The 18,935-nt window shown below is 57.9% G+C and carries 16 protein-coding genes and 1 pseudogene; 12 read left to right on the forward strand and 5 right to left on the reverse strand.

The window, feature by feature from the left end; translation table 11 throughout:
* Window positions 1-2: 2 nt before the first annotated feature.
* Window positions 3-1,205 carry a tryptophan synthase subunit beta gene (trpB, locus tag ACLI1Q_RS11795; RefSeq protein ID WP_239269583.1) on the forward strand — a complete coding sequence of 401 codons (1,203 nt, stop codon included), beginning with the start codon at window positions 3-5 and terminating at the stop codon, window positions 1,203-1,205.
* A 2-nt stretch (window positions 1,206-1,207) separates the two neighbouring features.
* Complete coding sequence (gene trpA, locus ACLI1Q_RS11800; RefSeq protein ID WP_239269582.1) at window positions 1,208-2,050, forward strand: tryptophan synthase subunit alpha; 843 nt, start codon at window positions 1,208-1,210, stop codon at window positions 2,048-2,050.
* Window positions 2,051-2,142: 92 nt separating this feature from the next.
* Here the strand turns inward: trpA and ACLI1Q_RS11805 are convergent, their stop codons facing one another.
* Window positions 2,143-3,354: a dicarboxylate/amino acid:cation symporter gene (locus tag ACLI1Q_RS11805; RefSeq protein WP_239269581.1), complete on the reverse strand. Its 1,212-nt coding sequence runs from the start codon at window positions 3,352-3,354 to the stop codon at window positions 2,143-2,145.
* A 200-nt stretch (window positions 3,355-3,554) separates the two neighbouring features.
* Between ACLI1Q_RS11805 and ACLI1Q_RS11810 the strand changes: the two genes are divergently transcribed.
* The 5 genes and pseudogenes from ACLI1Q_RS11810 (at window position 3,555) to ACLI1Q_RS11830 (ending at window position 6,464) form a co-directional block, all read left to right on the forward strand.
* Window positions 3,555-4,034, forward strand: a complete 480-nt coding sequence (locus ACLI1Q_RS11810; protein WP_370658460.1) for an SdpI family protein — start codon at window positions 3,555-3,557, stop codon at window positions 4,032-4,034.
* Between the two features lie 308 nt (window positions 4,035-4,342).
* Window positions 4,343-4,558 (forward strand): catechol 1,2-dioxygenase, encoded by a 216-nt coding sequence (locus tag ACLI1Q_RS11815; RefSeq protein WP_239269580.1) that lies wholly within the window; start codon window positions 4,343-4,345, stop codon window positions 4,556-4,558.
* A gap of 117 nt (window positions 4,559-4,675) precedes the next feature.
* Window positions 4,676-5,041: a Rieske (2Fe-2S) protein gene (locus ACLI1Q_RS11820; protein ID WP_239269579.1), complete on the forward strand. Its 366-nt coding sequence runs from the start codon at window positions 4,676-4,678 to the stop codon at window positions 5,039-5,041.
* A 131-nt stretch (window positions 5,042-5,172) separates the two neighbouring features.
* Window positions 5,173-6,146: pseudogene (locus tag ACLI1Q_RS11825) on the forward strand (bile acid:sodium symporter family protein).
* Window positions 6,147-6,152: 6 nt separating this feature from the next.
* Entirely contained in the window at window positions 6,153-6,464 is a 312-nt protein-coding gene (locus ACLI1Q_RS11830) for a hypothetical protein (RefSeq protein WP_239269577.1), read from the forward strand.
* Window positions 6,465-6,471: 7 nt separating this feature from the next.
* Here ACLI1Q_RS11830 and ACLI1Q_RS11835 read toward each other — a convergent pair whose 3' ends face one another.
* Genes ACLI1Q_RS11835 through ACLI1Q_RS11850 form a run of 4 tightly spaced genes read right to left on the reverse strand, consistent with a single transcriptional unit; the run spans window position 6,472 to window position 9,608 of the window.
* Window positions 6,472-6,804 (reverse strand): branched-chain amino acid transporter permease, encoded by a 333-nt coding sequence (locus ACLI1Q_RS11835; RefSeq protein WP_239269576.1) that lies wholly within the window; start codon window positions 6,802-6,804, stop codon window positions 6,472-6,474.
* A complete protein-coding gene (locus tag ACLI1Q_RS11840; RefSeq protein WP_284772021.1) occupies window positions 6,805-7,536 on the reverse strand; it encodes an AzlC family ABC transporter permease in 732 nt (243 codons plus the stop codon).
* Window positions 7,537-7,575: 39 nt separating this feature from the next.
* The gene (locus tag ACLI1Q_RS11845; RefSeq protein WP_411697010.1) at window positions 7,576-8,172 is read right to left on the reverse strand and encodes a YqgE/AlgH family protein; all 597 of its coding nucleotides are present in this window, start codon (window positions 8,170-8,172) and stop codon (window positions 7,576-7,578) included.
* Complete coding sequence (locus ACLI1Q_RS11850; RefSeq protein ID WP_023029759.1) at window positions 8,172-9,608, reverse strand: CCA tRNA nucleotidyltransferase; 1,437 nt, start codon at window positions 9,606-9,608, stop codon at window positions 8,172-8,174. Before ACLI1Q_RS11850 ends, ACLI1Q_RS11845 begins: the two co-directional genes overlap by 1 nt.
* Window positions 9,609-9,636: 28 nt before the next feature.
* Between ACLI1Q_RS11850 and ACLI1Q_RS11855 the strand changes: the two genes are divergently transcribed.
* From ACLI1Q_RS11855 to ACLI1Q_RS11875, 5 genes are all read left to right on the forward strand, one after another.
* Entirely contained in the window at window positions 9,637-10,302 is a 666-nt protein-coding gene (locus ACLI1Q_RS11855; protein ID WP_239269574.1) for an NUDIX hydrolase, read from the forward strand.
* Window positions 10,302-12,533, forward strand: coding sequence for a hypothetical protein (locus ACLI1Q_RS11860; RefSeq protein WP_239269573.1), 2,232 nt, complete (start codon window positions 10,302-10,304; stop codon window positions 12,531-12,533). The genes ACLI1Q_RS11855 and ACLI1Q_RS11860 overlap by 1 nt, the downstream gene beginning before the upstream one ends.
* 20 nt (window positions 12,534-12,553) lie before the next feature.
* Window positions 12,554-15,991 carry a murein biosynthesis integral membrane protein MurJ gene (gene murJ, locus ACLI1Q_RS11865; RefSeq protein ID WP_239275428.1) on the forward strand — a complete coding sequence of 1,146 codons (3,438 nt, stop codon included), beginning with the start codon at window positions 12,554-12,556 and terminating at the stop codon, window positions 15,989-15,991.
* Window positions 15,992-16,102: 111 nt separating this feature from the next.
* Window positions 16,103-16,636 (forward strand): YceI family protein, encoded by a 534-nt coding sequence (locus ACLI1Q_RS11870; protein WP_239269571.1) that lies wholly within the window; start codon window positions 16,103-16,105, stop codon window positions 16,634-16,636.
* Window positions 16,637-17,169: 533 nt separating this feature from the next.
* The gene (locus ACLI1Q_RS11875) at window positions 17,170-18,885 is read left to right on the forward strand and encodes an ATP-binding protein (RefSeq protein ID WP_239269570.1); all 1,716 of its coding nucleotides are present in this window, start codon (window positions 17,170-17,172) and stop codon (window positions 18,883-18,885) included.
* Window positions 18,886-18,935: the final 50 nt, after the last annotated feature.

Genomic DNA, 18,935 nt, shown 5'->3' on the forward strand with positions numbered 1-18,935 from the left:
CCATGCCCGATTCACGTGAAACACTCCTTCCCGCGTACTTCGGGGAATTCGGCGGTCAATACGTCCCGGAATCCCTCATCCCCGCATTGGATCAATTGGAGCAGGCGTTTGTTGATGCCCAAAATGATCCCAGGTTCCGCGAAGAGCTCGCCGGATTGCTGCGCGACTACCTGGGTCGTCCAACCCCCGTTACCGAGGTAAAAAAGCTCGGCGGGAAGGCGCGGATCTTCCTAAAGCGCGAAGACCTCGTCCACGGCGGGGCACACAAGACCAACCAAGTGCTCGGACAGGCCCTCCTGGCAAAGCGTATGGGCAAAAAGCGAATCATTTCCGAGACCGGCGCGGGCCAGCACGGCACGGCAACGGCATTAGCGTGTGCGCTGCTCGATCTCGAATGCGTGGTCTACATGGGCGCCAAGGATGTCCAGCGCCAGCAACCGAACGTCTTCCGCATGGAACTCATGGGCGCGAAGGTCATCCCCGTTGATACCGGATCCGGAACCCTGAAGGATGCCGTCAACGAGGCCCTGCGCGATTGGACCGCTACCTTCCATGAATCGCATTACCTGCTCGGCACCGCGGCGGGGCCGCACCCATTTCCCACCATCGTGCGCGAATTCCACCGCGTCATTTCTACCGAAGCCAAGGCGCAGCTGATCGAGAAGACGGGCGGCCTTCCCGATCTCGTCGTCGCCTGCGTGGGCGGCGGCTCCAACGCCATCGGCATGTTCGCGGACTTCATTGACGAGGACGCGGTGGAATTGGTCGGCGCCGAACCAGGCGGTGCGGGCCTCGACTCCGGCGAACACGGAGCCACCATCAACAACGGCACCGTGGGCATCCTCCACGGCGCGCGCAGTTACCTCATGCGCAATTCTGACGGTCAGGTTGAAGAATCCTATTCCATCTCTGCGGGTTTGGACTACCCCGGCGTGGGCCCACAGCACGCGCACCTTCACGCAACCGGCCGAGCAAAATACGTGGGAATCACGGACGCCGAGGCCCTAGAGGCATTCCAACTCTTGTCCAAGAAGGAAGGCATCATTCCCGCCCTCGAATCCTCCCACGCGCTGGCCTATGCCCTCAAACGCAAAAACGAGGACATCACCATCTTGGTCTCACTATCTGGCCGCGGCGATAAGGACATCGACCATGTCCGCCACACGCTGGAATCCCACCCCGAACTGCAACTCAAGGAGAACTAATCATGGGCAGCCGTTATGATAAGCTTTTTGCCGCGTTGCGTGAGAAGAATGAGGGCGCGTTTGTCCCTTTCATCATGCTGGGCGATCCGACCCCTGAGGCCAGCCTGGAGATCATCCGGACCGCAGTCGCCGCCGGGGCCGACGCCTTGGAGCTCGGCGTCCCCTTCTCTGACCCAGTGGCGGATGGTCCCACCATCCAGGCTTCGCATATCCGCGCCCTCGATGGGGGAGCAACTCTTGATAGTGCTTTGGATCAGGTGCGGACGATTCGTTCCGAGTTCCCTGATTTGCCCATCGGCATGTTGATCTATGGGAACGTTGCCTTCGCCCGCGGAGTGGAGCAATTCTATGCGGAGTTCGCGGACGCTGGCGCCGATAGCATTTTGCTTCCCGATGTCCCCGTACGCGAAGGCGCCCCATTCATCGCCGCGGCAAAAGAAGCCGGTATCGACCCCATCTTCATCGCCCCCGCGCGCGCCGCGGAGCGCACGCTCGCCGGCGTTGCCGAGCATTCACAGGGATATATTTACGCCATCTCCCGTGATGGCGTCACGGGAACCGAGAAGGAATCCGAGACCACCGGCCTCGACGAGGTCGTCGCCAGCATTCAGCGCTTTGATGGTCCACCGGTGCTGCTCGGTTTCGGTATCTCCTCACCGCAGCACGTCGCCGATGCCATCGCCGCAAACGCCGCGGGCGCCATTACTGGGTCCGCGATCACCAAGATCATCGACCGCCATGTTTCACGTGAAACCGGTGCCGCTGGGACGATCGAGGATGCCGATGCCTTGCACGCTGAGCTGACCGACTTCATCTCCGCGATGAAGGAAGCGACCAAGCGTTAGAGCCTTCCGGACGGTAGCGCCAAAAAGCCCCCTGGCTTCCTCCCACATTTGTTGGGTGGGGAAGCCAGGGGGCGCAAATGTTTCACGGGAAACTAGGCCGCAGTCTCCGCCTCTTCTTCATTGAGAGTATCGACCTTATCGCGGGCGAACTTATCGACGACCATCGCAATGGCACCATCGCCGGTCACGTTCGCTGCGGTGCCGACGGAGTCAATCGCTATATAAGCGGCGATCATCAGCGCCACCATTCCGTCATCGAAGCCCATCATATCCGCCAAAAGGCCAACGGCCACCATAACGGCACCACCCGGCACGCCTGGTGCGGCGATCATCATGATTCCCAGCAGGAAGATAAAGCCAAGGCCGGTGCCAGTGCTGATATCCATATTCGCCATAAAGACGATGGCGAAGGCATAAAGCGTCAGCTTCATCATGGACCCGGACAGGTGAATTGTCGCGCACAGCGGGATCACAAAGCTCGCGACCGGCTTCGAAATGCCGTTACGCAAGCTGGATTCCAAAGACACCGGAATGGTCGCAGCAGAAGATGACGTACCCAATGCAGTGAAGTATGCCGGCAGCATATTCCGCAGGGCCTTAAAAGGATTCTTTCCTGCGATTGCACCGGCAACCACATACTGGAGCACGAGGTACACCAGCGTCATGACCACTGCCAGGATCAGTACCTTCGCAAAGGCAGAAAGGACGTCGCCAATATTGCCATTCATACCCAGGCCAAGGAACATGCCGAAAATGTAGAACGGCAAGATGGGAATAACGAATCCCCAAATGACCTTAACCACCACATTTTCCAGTTCCTTGGTGACGGTATAGAGCGTATCGGACTTCACCGACGTCATGGCGACACCAATGCAGAAGGAAAGCAATAGCGCCGTCATCACCTCAAACGGTGGTGCCATCTCCACCTCGAAATAAGGTGAGAGGGAGCCTTCGTCCACGTCCGATACGTTGGTCACTAGGGTTTGGCCCGCCAGCATCGAAGGATAGAGCCACTGTGCCAGGCCATAGGCAATCAATCCCGAGAGAATGGTGGAACCGTAGGCGATGCCCGCCGTAACCCCCAACCATTTTCCTGCGCCCTTGCCAAGACCGGCGATCGCCGGGGCGACAAGGGCGAAAATCAGCACAGGAATGAAGAAGTTGAGGAAGTTACCAAAGAGCCCGTTAAAGGTGGCAAAGGCTCGACCGAACCATTCGGGCGCAAAGAAGCTGACGACAATGCCAAGCACGATGGCGAGAACGATGCGGAAAAGGAGAGAGTCCGCTATTTTCTTGAGATTCATGCAATCACAATCAGGTTAGGTGTTCCCAGTCCGGGGACTCACTTGTGTGTGGTTCGACGGAAGGAGAGACAACGTGGTGCAGGTGCAAAATCGAGCGAATATCTATCGATCGATCCAAATTGAATATTACCCGAGCCGCCTTATATTTAAGACACAAGCCCCGTAGCTTAATTTCCAATATCGCGTTGCAGGATTAAACTATGGATATGGTCGCAGTGGGAATCATATTTTTAATCCTTGCCGTTTTCCTTATCGCGGTGGGCGCACTCGCCGCCACCAAGCGGTTGCCCGGCAATAAATACATCGGCTTGCGCTTACAAGAGATCCGAAAGTCACGTGAAGCGTGGGATAACGCCCACGCCGTTGCGGGCCCCTTCTGGGCCCTTGGCGGAGTTTCGCTGCTTTTCGGCGGCGTCGTAGCCTTCCGCGCGGAAGGTTGGATGTGGCTTATTCCGGTCACCACTTTCGTAATCGCTATCCTCGCGCTTTCCGTCGGCTCAAACCTTGGCTCGCGCGCGGCGTTTCTTTATGAGCAAGCGCATGCCGATGACGATGGTTGTGGCGATAGCTGCAACTGCGGCTCCGGAGGCTGCGGTGGGGAGGAGGCCACAGACTCCGCCGCTCAACCCGAGGTTGATCTGGGTGCCCTCCGCCAGGCCGCTCGCCACTCTGATAATTAAATAACTATCTTTTGAGTTTCTTTCTCCCTCCCTTTCCTGTCCGGCAATCGCGCCACACAGGGACGGGTCAGGGAGAGTTTTTATGACACTGTGACGTTATTATTCCAACCACGGAATCCCACACTTTTCGTCACAACTAAATTAAGTTGGGGGTATTTAACGACTCGTACCTATGTTGGACTCCATCTATAGTTGCGCGTCTCAACCTACGGGGATTCCTGTGGGCATTCCTAGAACTCGCATAGAGGTTCCGCAGAGCTCGGCTCCGCCACTACACCTAACGCGGGGAAGGGTTGACAATGGAAGACATGAAGAAAACCACAGCCCTCGCCGCAATCGCCGTTTCCACCTTCAGCATCGGTACCTATGTCGCCGACTCCCACCGCGTCGAACCTGAATCGCACGCCGCAGGAGGGGACGGGCCACATCCCATCGTTAATGACATAGGTCTAGATTCCGGCACCTATGAACTCACACCCACCGAGGCTGGGCCGGTCGCAACCTGGAACGGCAATCTGTCCTAATTTCGTGTTTCACGTGAAACCTACACTGAGCCATTTCACTTTAGCTGCCCCGAAATATGATTAACCGTTGCCGAAATCATGTTCCGGCCGTGAACCATTCAGGATAGAGTAGAGGCTATGACTATCTGTTCGCGCCGCATGTTCTTGCTCGGATCCGCTACGACTTTCGCAGGTGCATACCTCGCGGCCTGCGGCTCAGAACCGTCCGCGGAAATCGCGGCAACGGACATTCCAGTAGGCTCCGGGATCATCGTCGACAGGGTTATCTTCACGCAGCCGAAAGAAGGGGAGTTTAAGGCCTACTCCCAAACCTGCCCGCACCAACAAAACCCCATTACAGAAATCGACGGTATGACTGCTACCTGCACGGCGCATCATACGTCCTATAACCTGAAAGATGGTTCGGTCATTGAAGGACCTGGCCGAGACCCACTCAAAGAATTTGGGGTAAGCCAAGAGGGTACAAAGGTCACTACAGCGTAAATCCCCGCGGACGCTTCACCCTCTACGCCCATCGTTTCACGTGAAACCATGAGACTCAATGGGAGTACGCAGAAGAAAATTATCCGCACTACCTTTCGTGGAACCAAGCGAGACGGTTTACACTTTGGGTCATGCTGCACAGACTTAAAAAGCCGGATCCGCTCATCGTCCTCATCCTTACGGCCGTCGCAATCGCGATCATTGCACCGGCCCGCGGCACCTTCGCTGACGTCTTTGGCAGCCTGACGAATGTGGCGATCGCGCTGTTGTTTTTCTCTACGGCGCGCGGCTATCCACCCAAGAAGCTCTAAACGGGCTTAAGCACTGGCGGCTCCACATCACGATTCTTGCTTTCACGTTCGTGATTTATCCCCTCATCGGTCTGGCCCTGCGGCCCCTTACCGAGTTCATCACTGACGATATGTACATGGGGATCCTATTCCTTACGCTGGTCCCGTCCACCGTGCAGTCTTCCGTGGCTTTTACTTCCATTGCCAAGGGCAACGTATCTGGAGCAATTGTCTCCGCCTCAACCTCTAACTTGGCCGGCGTCTTCATCACGCCTGTCCTGGTCATGGTGCTCATGGGTACCGGTTCCGGCCTACATATCGATACCTCCGTCTTTGGGGAAATCTCCCTCTTGCTTCTCGCGCCATTCATATTGGGCCAATTAACCCGGCGCTGGATTGCGGACTTCGCTCAGAGCAAGGCCACAAAGGTGGTCGACCGCGGCTCCATTGCCATGGTGGTCTATTCCGCATTTTCTAAGGGCGTGGTCGATGGAATCTGGTCCTCCATCTCTATCTGGGAGATCGTGTTCCTCGTGGTTTTCGCCGCAGCCTTCGTCATTTTCATGTTGTGGCTGACGCGGTTTATCTCCGGGAAGCTAGGATTTTCTCGTGCCGATATCATCGCGATCCAGTTCTGTGGCTCTAAGAAGTCTTTGGCTACCGGCCTTCCCATGGCCTCGGTCATCTTTGCCTCAGGGTCGACATCGCTCGGGCTATTGATCCTCCCGCTCATGATTTACCACCAGGTGCAGCTGATGATCTGTTCTGTGTTGGCCTCCCGGTACGCACAGGAGGACGAGGAGCAACTACACTAAGTGCCCATGGCTAATTACCTTTATGTGCGCACCGAGCTTTCCGTCCCAGGAGTGGGCTCAGCGGTCCACCTCGCAGAATTAGAAGAACACGACGCCCAACGCTGCCGCATGCACCGCATGATCGCTTTGGATCCCGCGGATTCCGTGGTCGGGGTAGCGACCCCGGATAGTTCCACGGGAAACGTGGACACGCCGCAAGAAGTAGTTCCGCACCCCGATACCTACGATGAGTTCCCGGATATTAGCGCCCAGTACATGGACCAAGAACAATTTGAAGCGCTGTGGACGGAAGCCACCACAAAGTTTGGGCTTAGCTAGCCGCGGCCTACAGCACCAGGTTCACCAGGATCATGTAGAACGCGGTACCGCCGAATATGGATAATCCGGAATCGCGCTTCCACTTGTGTAGTCCGACGGTAACTAGCACGCCCAAGAGCACCGGCCACAGCCCGCCGGTGCCATCCGCCTGTCCGGCAACGGCATAGACCACCAAGATGGTCATGACGCCTACGGGCATCATCAAGCCCAGCAGCGAAAAGAACTCGCTATCCTTCATCCACTTCTTCGCGGAGAAGGGAAGCTCCCGCAATAAGACGGTCACGATGCCTACAGGGATGAGCACTGCAGCAATCGCCCCTAAACTGACTCCGTCCGGCATTTAGTTATCCTCCTTCACGGTCGTGGAGGGAAGGGGCTGCAGCCGCCAGGTAAGCGCGTTATCCGCGCGCGGTGACAGGTAGCGAATGATGAGCAACAAGAAATAGGCGCTCAGGGAGACCATCAGCAGCTGCCCCGGGGTGATGAAAGCGGCGAGGATGCCCAAGGCCGCGGCCGATAGCGGTAGGGACAGATCCTGATTGTTGCGGAAGGAGTCCATCGCCAAGACAACGAATAGGGCGACGAGGGCGAATTCCATTCCCTCGACGGAAGAGGGGATTACCTGGCCGGCGAGCGCGCCAACGATGCCGCCGCCTACCCACAGAATTTGGCAAAAGATTTGTATGCTCAAAATGCGGGTGCCGGTAGGCCGCTCCTCGCGCGGGAGCGCCGAGACGATGGCATACGTTTCATCCGTGAGGGCATAGGTGGAATAGGCCTTGCCCACGGGGGAATTAATCCGTTTGCGGGGGAATGTTAGCCCATAGAAGATATGGCGGAAATTCACCATAAACCCGGTAAGGAGCGAGGACAGCGCGGAAACACCGCCGGTAACCATGGAGATGGCGAGAAACTCCATAGAGCCGGCGTAGATAACGATGGAAAATATGGGCGTCCACCACCAGCTAAAGCCGGATTGCACCATCAGGAGGCCAAAAGCCAAGCCCAATGGAATTAGCCCGAGAGCCACCGCCCACGTGTCTTTAATGCCCTTGTGGATTTCCTCGCGCATACGGGTCAGTGTAACCGATCACATACCGGCCGCTAGGAATTAATTATCATCCACATTCACGGGATAGGTGGAATACAGCGGCAGGGGCATAGGCTGGCGTTTCATGACATCGGCCCACAAATCGGCCGGGCCTGGGGCCACCACGTCCTGCGCTAGGGCGGGCGCCACGAACCATTCGCCGGCCTCGATTTCTTCCTCCAGCTGCCCGGGACCCCACTCGGCGTAACCGGCAAACATTCGAATGCCGGTCACCAGCGGCTCGATATCTTCTGGGTTGGAGCGCAGATCCACGTGCGCTAGGCGCGGTGCGAGGCGGTTGAGCTGTTCTTCTTTATCTGGGTCCACGCCTTGCTTGGTCTGCGCCAGGCCCACGACGGATTGCTGGTTGAGCGGACCACCGATATACAGCGCCTGCTGTTTAGCAACGACGGGCATCCATTCTGGGAGCACATTAAAAATGGCCACCTCTGAGCGCTTGGTAAGGTCCACGCCAAAGGTCATCATGTCATTGTGCTCGACCAATAAGATGACGGAGCGGGCGAATTCCGGGGACAACATCCCTGGTGCGGACACGAGTAATTGCCCAGGGGCGGGATCGTTGCGCTCGAGGGCATTAAATAATCTATCGGCAAACATCACTGTTTAGACTCCCACCACTGGCGCAACTTCGCAATAGCTTCTTCCCGCTCGAGGGGGCCGTACTCCAGGCGCATTTCCTTCAAATAGGACCACGCCTGTCCCACTTCGGGGCCAGGGGAGAGGCCTAGGATCTCCATGATCTCGTTGCCATCGAGATCCGGACGCACCCGCGCGAGGTCTTCCTTACGGCCAATCTCCTCGATTCGCTCCTCCAATTGGTCATAGGTGCGCTGCAAACGCCGCGCCTTCTTGGCATTGCGGGTAGTGCAATCGGCGCGCACCAGCTTGTGCAGGCGGGGGAGGAGGTCACCGGCATCGTTGACGTAGCGCCGCACGGCAGAATCGGTCCATTGATTTTCCCCAAAACCGTGGAAACGCATGTGCAAGTAGACCAACTGGCCAATATCTTCCGTCGTGGCCTTGGGGTATTTCAGCTTCCGCAGGCGCTTGCGCGTCAACTTGGCGCCCACCACCTCGTGGTGGTGGAAAGAAACCTTGCCGTCGGTGTTATCGAAGGTATCGGGCTTGCCGATGTCATGCAGCAATGCGGCCCACCGCAATACCAAGTCGGGACCGTCCTCTTCTTGATCCATGGCTTGGCGCAGCACCTTCAGCGAGTGCGCGTAAACATCCTTGTGCTGGGCGTGCTCGTCCGTGGTCATGCGCAGGGCGGGGATCTCCGGGAAGATGTAATCCGCAATCCCGGTATTGACCAGCAGATCGATGCCATCCCACGGGGCTTTGCCGCACATGAGCTTATCCAGCTCCACTTGGACGCGCTCTACCGTGATGCGCTGAATCTCTGCCGCCATATCGCGCATGGCGGCTACCACGCGGTCTGCCACGTGAAACTCCAATTGGGACGCAAAGCGCGCAGCGCGCAGCATCCGCAGCGGATCATCGTGGAAGGAGATTTCCGGTTTATCCGGGGTATCGAGCACCTTATTGGCCACATCGTGGAGGCCGCCAAGGGGATCGTGGAACTCAAAGGTGGCATCGGCAAGCAGCTCAATGGCCATCGCGTTGACCTTGAAATCGCGCCGCACCAGATCGCCCTCCAGGCTATCGCCGTAGATGACCTCGGGGTTGCGGGACTGCCCATCATAGGAATCGGAGCGGAAGGTGGTGATTTCAATCTGCTGGCCCTTGTACACGGCGGACACAGTGCCATAGGCGATGCCGGTATCCCACACCGTTTCGGCCCACTCATCCAGGATTTCCTTGACCACCTCCGGGCGCGCTGGGGTGGTGAAGTCCAGATCATTGCCCAAGCGGCCGAGGAGGGCATCGCGCACCGAGCCGCCCACGAGGTAGAGGGCATGCCCGCGCGCGCTGAATTTGTCTACCAGCCCGCTCAATAAGCCACTGAGCGAGTTCACGGTAGACTCCGCGCGCGCAAGAACGCCGATTAACTGAGTGTCCTGAAAATTCACGGGTGAGAGTCTACTACGATTGGCAGGGATGACTAACCAAGAACAAGGCTCCGCGCAAGGCCCCTCCAAAGGAGGCGGCCGTAGCCGTAACCGGCGCCGGCGCCGGCGGCGGCCGGATAACCGCACGCGCCGCAACACCCAGCAGCGCAGGCAGCAACGCGGCGGCAATAATCACGGCGCCTCCACCGTCATGGAGACCCGCGATGAGACCTCTGCGGGCGGGCTCGTAATCTCTGGGCTGGCCGAGTGCGTCGACGGCAACGGTAAAGCGGACCTGTCCCGCGTCTACGTGGCTCTTATCGGGCGCCTAGACCGTCGCGGGCGTTTATTGTGGTCCATGCCCAAGGGGCACGTGGAAAATGGCGAGGCCAAGGAGGTCACCGCGGAGCGCGAGGTATGGGAAGAAACCGGTATTTCCGGCGAGGTTTTCGCTGACCTCGGCGTGATCGATTATTGGTTCGTTTCTGATGGCGTCCGCATCCACAAGACGGTGCACCACCACCTACTGCGCTTTGTGGACGGCATCATGAACGATGAGGATCCAGAGGTTACCGAGGTGTCCTGGATCCCCGTTTCTGAACTCATCGAGCACTTGGCGTACGCGGACGAACGCAAGCTCGCGCGCATCGCGCACGATCTCCTCCCCGATCTTGCACGAAAGGAAGCCGACGCAGGGAAAGCGACCCCACGCTAATGCACCAGCGCCTGAAATCACTCGCTGCGGCCGGCGGTTGCGCGGTACTTACCGGTTGGGGATTGTTCCTACCAAACGCGGCGGCCCAAATGGACTCTGTTCCGGACGAGCAGATGGATATCCAAGCCTGGTTGGGAGCGCGCGGGCCGGAGCGCGCCGATCTGGATCTTATCGATGCCCAGCCCTTTACCGTAGGCACTGACATGCGGCTGCGGTTCCGCGTGCATAACCCCACCGATCAGCCCTTGGAAGATCTGCAGGTAACTAGCCGCCGCGGCGATAGCGTTGCTGATGCGGCAGAAGCGCGGACGGAAATGGCCACCGGTAATTTTCCTTATTATGGCTCGGGCATGACCACCGCACCGCTGCAACCAGGTGAAACCCGGGAAATAAGCTTCACCGTGCCCAGTGGCTTAGATGCCGAGCGCACCTTGGCCATCAATGAACCGGGCGCTTATCCGCTGCTCTTTACCCTGACCGGCACTCTCGAGGGCGATGCGGTGAGCCTGGCGGAGGAGCGCTTTGTGGCCCAATTCTCTGACGAGGGCCCCACGGATGCCAAAGATACCGAGGCACCGGAAGAAACGGCACTAGAAGAAGGACACGACGAAGTCGAGGATTCCCAACCCCACGATCTCACGGTGGTCTATCCCATCAGCGCCAACCTAGACATCGTCCCCGGCGGGCTTGGGGGAGAAGAGCTCATCTTGTCCTCCGATGAGTTAGGGCACGAACTGCGCGAAGGCGGCCGCCTCGATAGGTTGGTTTCTACCTACGAGGATCATGACCTGCAGGGGGCGGGCTGTGTGGCCATCGACCCCGCGCTGCTCGATACCGTCAACCGCATGTCGCAAGGCTATACGGTCAATTCCACCCGCCCCGCCCAAGGCGATCGCCCCAAGCGCCTGCGCGATTCCTGGTCGCGGGGCAGTGACGATGACAAGGGGGAGCCAGGCGATGCGAAAAATGATGCCGAGCGGTGGCTGGAACGCCTGCGCGAGTTGGATTGCTTCATCGCCATGCCCTGGGCCAATGCGAATGCCTCTGCGGTAGCAAGGGCTAATAATCCCGCCCTTGTCTTTGAGGGTTTGCAGCGCGGCAACCAGACCATCGAACGCGTCCTGGGCAAGGCCCCGGCCAGCAATATCTTGGCGGTAGGTTCCGGCTATATTGACCAAAAATTGCCGGTGCCATCCCTTGTTGCGGATAACTCGAACTGGTCCGGCGAGGCCGCGACTTTCGATGCCTCCCTCGGCGCCCTGCTATCCCAAACCGGCTCCAAGCCGCAGACGGTTGGCTATTCCAACCCGGAGCTGCGCTATGACTACGCCAAAGATTCTGCTCTGTCCCGCGCCATCACGGGCGGGGCGGCCCTCAGCCTCGCGGGCGGGGAAGATACCGTGGCCAAGCTTCCCAACTACTTAGACCCTAGCGCGGCCGAGCATGCACTCGCCGCCGCGGAAGACTTGCTCGACTCCGGCCACTCCCGTCCCCGCGGGATCAGCGCGGTGGAATTGCAGCAGGGCGATCCGAACGCTCCCACCGGCAGCCCCTTTATCGATCCGGCGGTCTTTTCGGAGCCCGAATTGGCCCGCGTTGAGCAACAGGCGCGCTATACCGATGAGCTAATGAATATCGTGGTGGATGACCCTGATATCACCATGACGCGCTCTGAATTCGTGCTGCCACTGCGCCGCGATCTCCTCAATTCCTTATCGCTGAATAATCGCGATAGCTTGAGCACCCACGCCGCAGCGCGCCAGTCCTTTTCCCGCACCATGGAGATGCACTCCAATACGCTGCGGGATCTGCGCGATTCCGTCTCCCTCATCCCGCCGGGCAATGTTTATACCCGCGTATCTGAGTCATCGCCGCTGCTCATCGTGGCCGAAAATGGCCTGCCATTGCCGGTGGAGGCGAAGCTGCAATACGATGCCCCCGATGGCGCGCGGCTCAACACGCCCAAAAGCGTCCGTATTCCCGCTAAGGGCTCTATTACTGTATCCATGACCGCTGATATGCCGAAGGATGCGGATCGCACGGACATTGGGCTGTGGCTGGCCACTCCTAAAGATCAGACCATTTCGCAGCCCATCACTATCTCGGTGCAGACACGTGCCGGTATCGTAACCTTATACGCTGCCGGCATAGCCGGCGCTCTCGCGCTGGTTTTGGCTACGCTCTTTCGGCTTGGCCGTCACCGACGCAAAAATCACAAGGCTGAAAAGTAAAAGTTGAAGTTGTATCCTCTATGACCGAAAAAGATGGCCGCCAGGCCCACCACGCGGAGAAGGCACCTGCAGGCGCGGTAGACCCCACGGATACCGCCCCCAATGCGGAAGAAAACCGTGTCCCGGTTACCGCCGGCGCGCGCGGCCGCATCGTGCGCGCCTCTCCGCCCGCACCGGTACCAGAAAAGCGGCCCACCCCCTCAGTGCAGAACACGACCGTTCCCCCTGAGGAAGATAAGTCCGCGCTGACTGGCCGCAATGCGGAGATCGAGGCCTCCAATCAGGACGTCATCCGCGCGACGGGAACGATGGCCATCGCCACGCTGCTCTCGCGCATCACCGGCTTCCTGCGGCAGATGCTGATCGGCGCCACCCTTGGTGCCACTGTGGGTACGGCCTTTAGCAGCGCCAACCAGATCCCCAACCTGGTCACCGAAATCGTGCTGGGCGCGGTGCTGACCTCACTGGTGGTTCCGGTCTTGGTGCGCGCGGAGAAGGAGGACTCGGACCGCGGCGAAACCTTCGTCCGAAGACTTTTTACCCTGGCGTTTTCGATCCTGGGCATCGTTACCATCCTCTCCGTTATCTTCGCACCATTCTTAACAAGGATGATGCTGCCTGAAGATTCCAAGGCCAATGCCGTGCAGGCAACATCATTGGCCTTCTTGCTCTTGCCGCAGATCCTGTTTTACGGCCTTTTCGCCCTCTTCCAAGCGGTCTTAAATACCAAGAATATCTTTGGCCCTGGCGCCTGGGCGCCGGTGGTCAATAACATCATCTCCATCAGCGTCCTGCTGGCGTATCGCTTTTTGCCAGGCCGCCTCGACCCGCACGAACCTACGCCGGTGGCGGATCCACACATCATGCTGCTGGGCCTGGGCACCACCACGGCGGTGATCGTGCAGTGCTTTATCCTTGTGCCGTACCTGAAAAAGGCCGGCATCAACCTGCGCCCGAAGTGGGGCCTCGATGCCCGCATCAAGCAATTCGGCGGCATGGCGCTGGCCATTATTACCTACGTGGCCATCTCCCAGCTGGGTTACGTCATCACCTCCCGTGTGGCGGCGTATGCCGATGCCGGTGCGCCGCTGGTGTACCAGAACGCATGGCTGATGCTGCAGGTGCCGTACGGCGTTATCGGCGTGACCTTGTTGACCGCCATCATGCCGCGGCTTTCGCGCAATGCCGCCGATGGCGATGTCGATGCCGTGGTGCGCGACCTCACCTTGGGTACCAAGCTGACCTTCATCGCGCTAATCCCCATCGTCATTTTCATGACGGGCTTCGGCGTGCCCATCGCCCGCGCGCTATTCCAGTACGGCGCCTACGGCGCGGATAGCGCAGAGCAGCTCGGCCTCACCATCAGTTTTTCCGCCTTTACCTTGATCCCATATGCGTTGGTGCTGCTGCACCTGCGCGTTTTCTACGCCAGGGAAGAGGCGTGGACGCCCACCTTCATCATTGCCGGCATCACGCTGACCAAGATCGTGCTGACCTTGCTGGCACCGCTGATGACCAGCAACCCAGACCGGGTGGTCATCCTCCTCGGTACCGCCAACGGCTTTGGCTTTGTCTCCGGTGCGGTCATCGGCGGCTTCCTGCTCAAGCGCAAGCTGGGCAGCCTGGGCGGCAAGGCCGTGACCCAGACGGTCCTGTGGTCCTCCGGTGCCGGCGCGGTAGGCCTGGTTGTCTCGTGGGCGCTGTACTGGCTCGTGCAATTGTTCTTGCCGGAGCAGCTGCCTTCGATCGTCTCGCTGGTCAATGTCGTCGTGCTGGGCATCGTCTTTGTGATTATCACTGGGTTGGTTCTGTCCAAGTCCTCCCTGCCCGAGGTGCAGAACCTGGCGCGCGCCCTCCAGCGCATCCCGGGAATGTCCCGGTTCATCACGGTGGACAATTCCAAGGCCATCGAGGTCGAGGAACCAGACCTGCAGGAAATCCAGCCGGTCTATACACAGGATTCCTTCAATGCCACCTTGGTCCCGCCACCAATGTCCGCCGGTATCGTCCGCGGCCCGCGCTTGGTCCCCGGCGCCCCCGTATCGGACGGTCGCTTCCGCCTCCTGCAGGATCACGGCGCTGTATCCGGCGCCCGGTTCTGGCAAGCCCGCGAACAAGCCACCGGCCGCCTCGTGGCGCTGACGTTCGTCGATACCAATACCCAGGCACCCATCGCGCCGTCGACGCCCACGGTCTCTGCCCGCCGCTCCGCCGAAATCTCCCGCAATACGCGGCGTTTGGCCGAGCTCAACCTAGAGACCATGGCGGATAATATCGAGATTTTGTCCTACCGCACCGGCTGCCTGGTGGTGGCGGATTGGTTTGAGGGCACCTCCCTCAAGCAGGTGGCAGAGGCAGATAACCTCGATCCCAATTCCGTTGCCCGCGCTACCGCGCCGCTGTTTGCCGATGCCGCCACGGCCCACGACGCCGGCCTCATCCTCGGCGTGGAGCACCGCGACCGCTTCCGCGTATCCACCTCCGGCATCGTCAAGGTTGCCTTCCCCGCGGTGCTGGATGGGACGTCTGCAGAAAGCGACCGCGAGGCCCTCAGCTCCGCGCTAAGCATGCTGGTTGAATCGACCGAACCATCGCCGAAGAAGCTGCGCGATATTTCCGATGACGCCAATCTCACCGCCGATGAGGCCGCAGAGCGCCTCGAAGAGGCACGGCTGGCCTTTGATGCTGCGGATGCAGAGACCCGCGAAGAGAAGCTGGAAGAGCTGCAGGAGGCGGAGGGGCTGACCTCGGCGGGCATCGCCAAGCGCCTGCGCGAATTTGCCCCGGAAGAGCAGGAAGAAAAGACGGAGGCCCTCCCCGTGGTCGTTGAAGATGAGCCCACGCAGGAAGAGGATCCGAAGCAAGAACCCGGCTTTGGCGGCCGCGGTTACTCGGGCTCTGGCGTCGTGGTCATCGGCATTTTCGCCACCATCTTCGTCGTGGGCATGGCGGCGCTGACGACGTGGGTGATGTCCCTGCTCAGCGATGTAGAAAAGACCAGTTCGGTTACCGAAACCGTGCAGGGCTCCACGATGATCCCGGATACCCCGCCAGTGCACCTCAAGGAATCATCCGCCATCACGGTGCCAGATGGCGAGGATAATGAGCAGCTTATCGATGGCAAGACGATCACCACCTGGTCCACGAAGGAATCCGGTTCCGGCGCCTTGGTCACCCTGGATAACCCGGCCCACCTTTCTGTCATGACCGTGACCCACACCAGGTCCAATGGCGCGCACTACGAAATCTATGGCGTTAATAAAGACGATTTCGATCCGAAGCACCCGCAGCTGAGCTCTCTTCCCAAATTGGCGGAAGGAAAGTTCAAGCACTTAAACGAGGAGCTGGAGCTAAAAGAAGCGCCCCAACAATTCGATGCCGCGCTCATAGTCATCACGGAACTGCCTAAGGCAAAAGAGGTTACACTGGGGGAGGTCCAGCTTGTAGGCCATCCTTAATGCCGAGGTCAGCGGGTTGGAAAAAGAATTTTTACTTCAAGGCTTGACTAAAACGCCCAATCGGGTATCGTAGTTGGTGTTACATCAACAACAACGTTAGGAGAAACAACCATGTCCCTCGCAGCAGGTACCTACACCATCGACAAAGAGCACACCGTCATCGGATTCGTTACCAAGCACGCCATGGTTACCAAGGTGCGCGGCAACTTCGGTGAGTTCGACGGCACCATCAACGTCGCCGAGAACATCGCTGACTCCACCGCAGAGGCCACCATCAAGGCTGCTTCCATCTCCACCGGCAACGAGGACCGCGATGGCCACGTAAAGAACGAAGACTTCTTCAACGTGGAGGAGTACCCAGAGCTTTCCTTCACCACCACCAACGTCAACGTTGATGAGGACGGCAACGGCACCGTCACCGGTGACCTGACCATCAAGGGCACCACCAAGTCCGTCGACCTCAAGGTTGAAGAGGTCGCTACCGCTGAAGACCCATTCGGCAACTTCCGCCTGGGCTTCGAGGCGCAGACCAAGATCAACCGCAAGGACTTCGGCATCGACTTCAACGCTCCGCTCAAGACCGGCGGCGTCCTCGTTTCTGAAGACATCAAGATCGAGCTCGAGGTTTCTGCCATCAAGCAGTAATCGCACTTCTTTGAAAACCTTGGGCTCTCACAGCCTCCTGGTTACCAATAACTAAAGCCCGCGCCGCGTATCCGCCCGGCCGCGGGCTTTAGTCGTATTCCCCAGGCAAATCTTTCAGGTTTGGTGCCTTGTCTGGGCAATTACTCGGCCAGCACAAAACAACTCCACAACAACTTCAAACAACTTGAATTTATACCTTGAGCTGCAGGTATGAAGAAGCGACCGAATTATATTAGTTGAGAGTTGTGTATAGTTATTTCAAACAACTTCTGGGTTCCGTGAAGCCCCAAGTATTCGCGAGTTAGCACCCCCGCCGGAAGTAGCAGTTTGCCCAAAATATCGAAGTTAGGCTGGGTTTTTAAAGAAATTCCTAGGTCCCTCGTTTAAAACCCTGGAATCGCCGCGCGATTTTAAGGTAAACAACTTCAAACAACTTGCTACTCTTCTGACCAGCACATCTGTTGTAATCGAGTAATTAAGCTTCGAGGAGTTGTGCACAAGTTGTTTGAAACAACTTGTGCTAGCATTCATTTATGTCTGAGGCAGAATTGCAGGCCGTTTACGCAGCTCTCAAAGCTATCGAGGAAGGTGCTACCGCCGATAGCCAAGAGAGTCAGGTTTTGGACTTCAAAGAAGATCCCACAACACATCCACAGAATCGAAACCCAGATGCTTCACTTACTGAATTCCTCATTGATGAAACCATATGCTTTTCCAACGCGAACGCCGGGGTTTGCCATATCGTCTTGGGCGTTTCAGATAAAAGGGCAGGTGCCGCAGCTTTTACCGGAACCTCACGCAGCATCGAATGGATTGAGCAGAAAATATTTAATGGTACTCAACCTGGAATCAGAGTAGAAGGAACTGAACTTAACTATTGCGGTCAGCGGCTTATTTGTCTGCGAATTCCCAAGGGGTTGACACTTTACCAACGCCCGAAAGGGCAGGCCAGCATTCGCAGAGGCACCTCGTGCGTGCCACTTTCTGAAGAAGAGCGGCGCTCCATCGCCTTTCAGCGCGCAAATCCGGACTTTTCTGCAGCTGAGTCCCGATATTCTTTCGAAGATTTGGATGCTACAGCCATCGATCAAGCGCGCCGGCTCCTCAAAAAAGCACGATCGGCTTCAGGTTCCTTAGATCGAGTACCCCACACGACCAATGAACTACTTTCCGAGCTCGGTCTTCTCACCCGCGATGGTCAGTTAACCTACGCCGCAGAAATCCTGTTCATTACTCCAGCCAACAGTCGAACTACCATCAGGCACTTGGCCCGTGAGGTACCTGGAGGAGATCCCCAGGCCACGGAAATATCTGCACCTTTGATCACCGCCTACCTGAGGCTAAAAGAGCTCGTAGCAACCGCAGCACGAACAGAAGTTGCACGCGTGACCTTCCCAAACGGGCAAGAGATTTCTATCCCAGCCTTTCCTGAGACCGCAGTGGACGAGGTCATTTCTAACGCTCTCGCACACAGGGATTGGGATGCTAGTAGTGCAGTAGTCATTGACCAATCACCGACAGCGCTTACTGTGTGGTCACCAGGACCGTTGCCAGTGGGAGTCACAGAAAAGCGAATCTTAACTACTCAATCGATTCCCCGCAATCCGCGACTCATGGCTGCCTTAAGAATGCTGGACCTTGCAGAGGAATCTTCACGGGGTTTCGACCGCATGTGGGCAGCGATGTTAGCTAGTGGACGCCATACCCCGGCTTTGCATACAGCGGAGAATTTTGTCGAAGTAAGCCTATCTTCTGGTGAGGTAGACAAGGACTTTGTCTATGCGTTAGCTAAATTAAACGACCATTACCCGGACAAGGCGTTCGAAAGTATCAATGGGTTACTTATCGCACGCCAACTCATGGATCACAAGATTTTGCTCAACCGATCCACAGCCGCTCTAATGCAGGTCACCGAGCAAGAAGCCCAAGATATTCTCCAGTGGTATTCGTCTATTGGATACCTGGAAAGGCTTCGGAACGCCGGGGAATGGATCCTGTCTGGTGACGCGAGGAAACTCATGGGATTGAATAAACAAGGAGCAATTTCATCGGCCTCAGTGCAAGATTGGATTTTGGCACAGCTTGAAGCAGGCGAAGTACTCTCCGCACGGGAGACGGCCGAGGAACTAGGTGTCGACAGAAAGGTGATAACTGATATCCTGCGCCATTTGAAAAAAATGGGACAAGCCACGATCGATCCATCGGGCCCACAAAGAGGCAGTAATACTCGGTGGATTGTCGCCGGTTGAAATGCTCCTCGCAGATTCAGGAGCACATCTTCCTGAGCCCAGCTTCTGCG

This window comes from Corynebacterium limaceinasi (genome assembly GCF_046717465.1).
In the GTDB taxonomy this organism is placed as follows: domain Bacteria; phylum Actinomycetota; class Actinomycetes; order Mycobacteriales; family Mycobacteriaceae; genus Corynebacterium.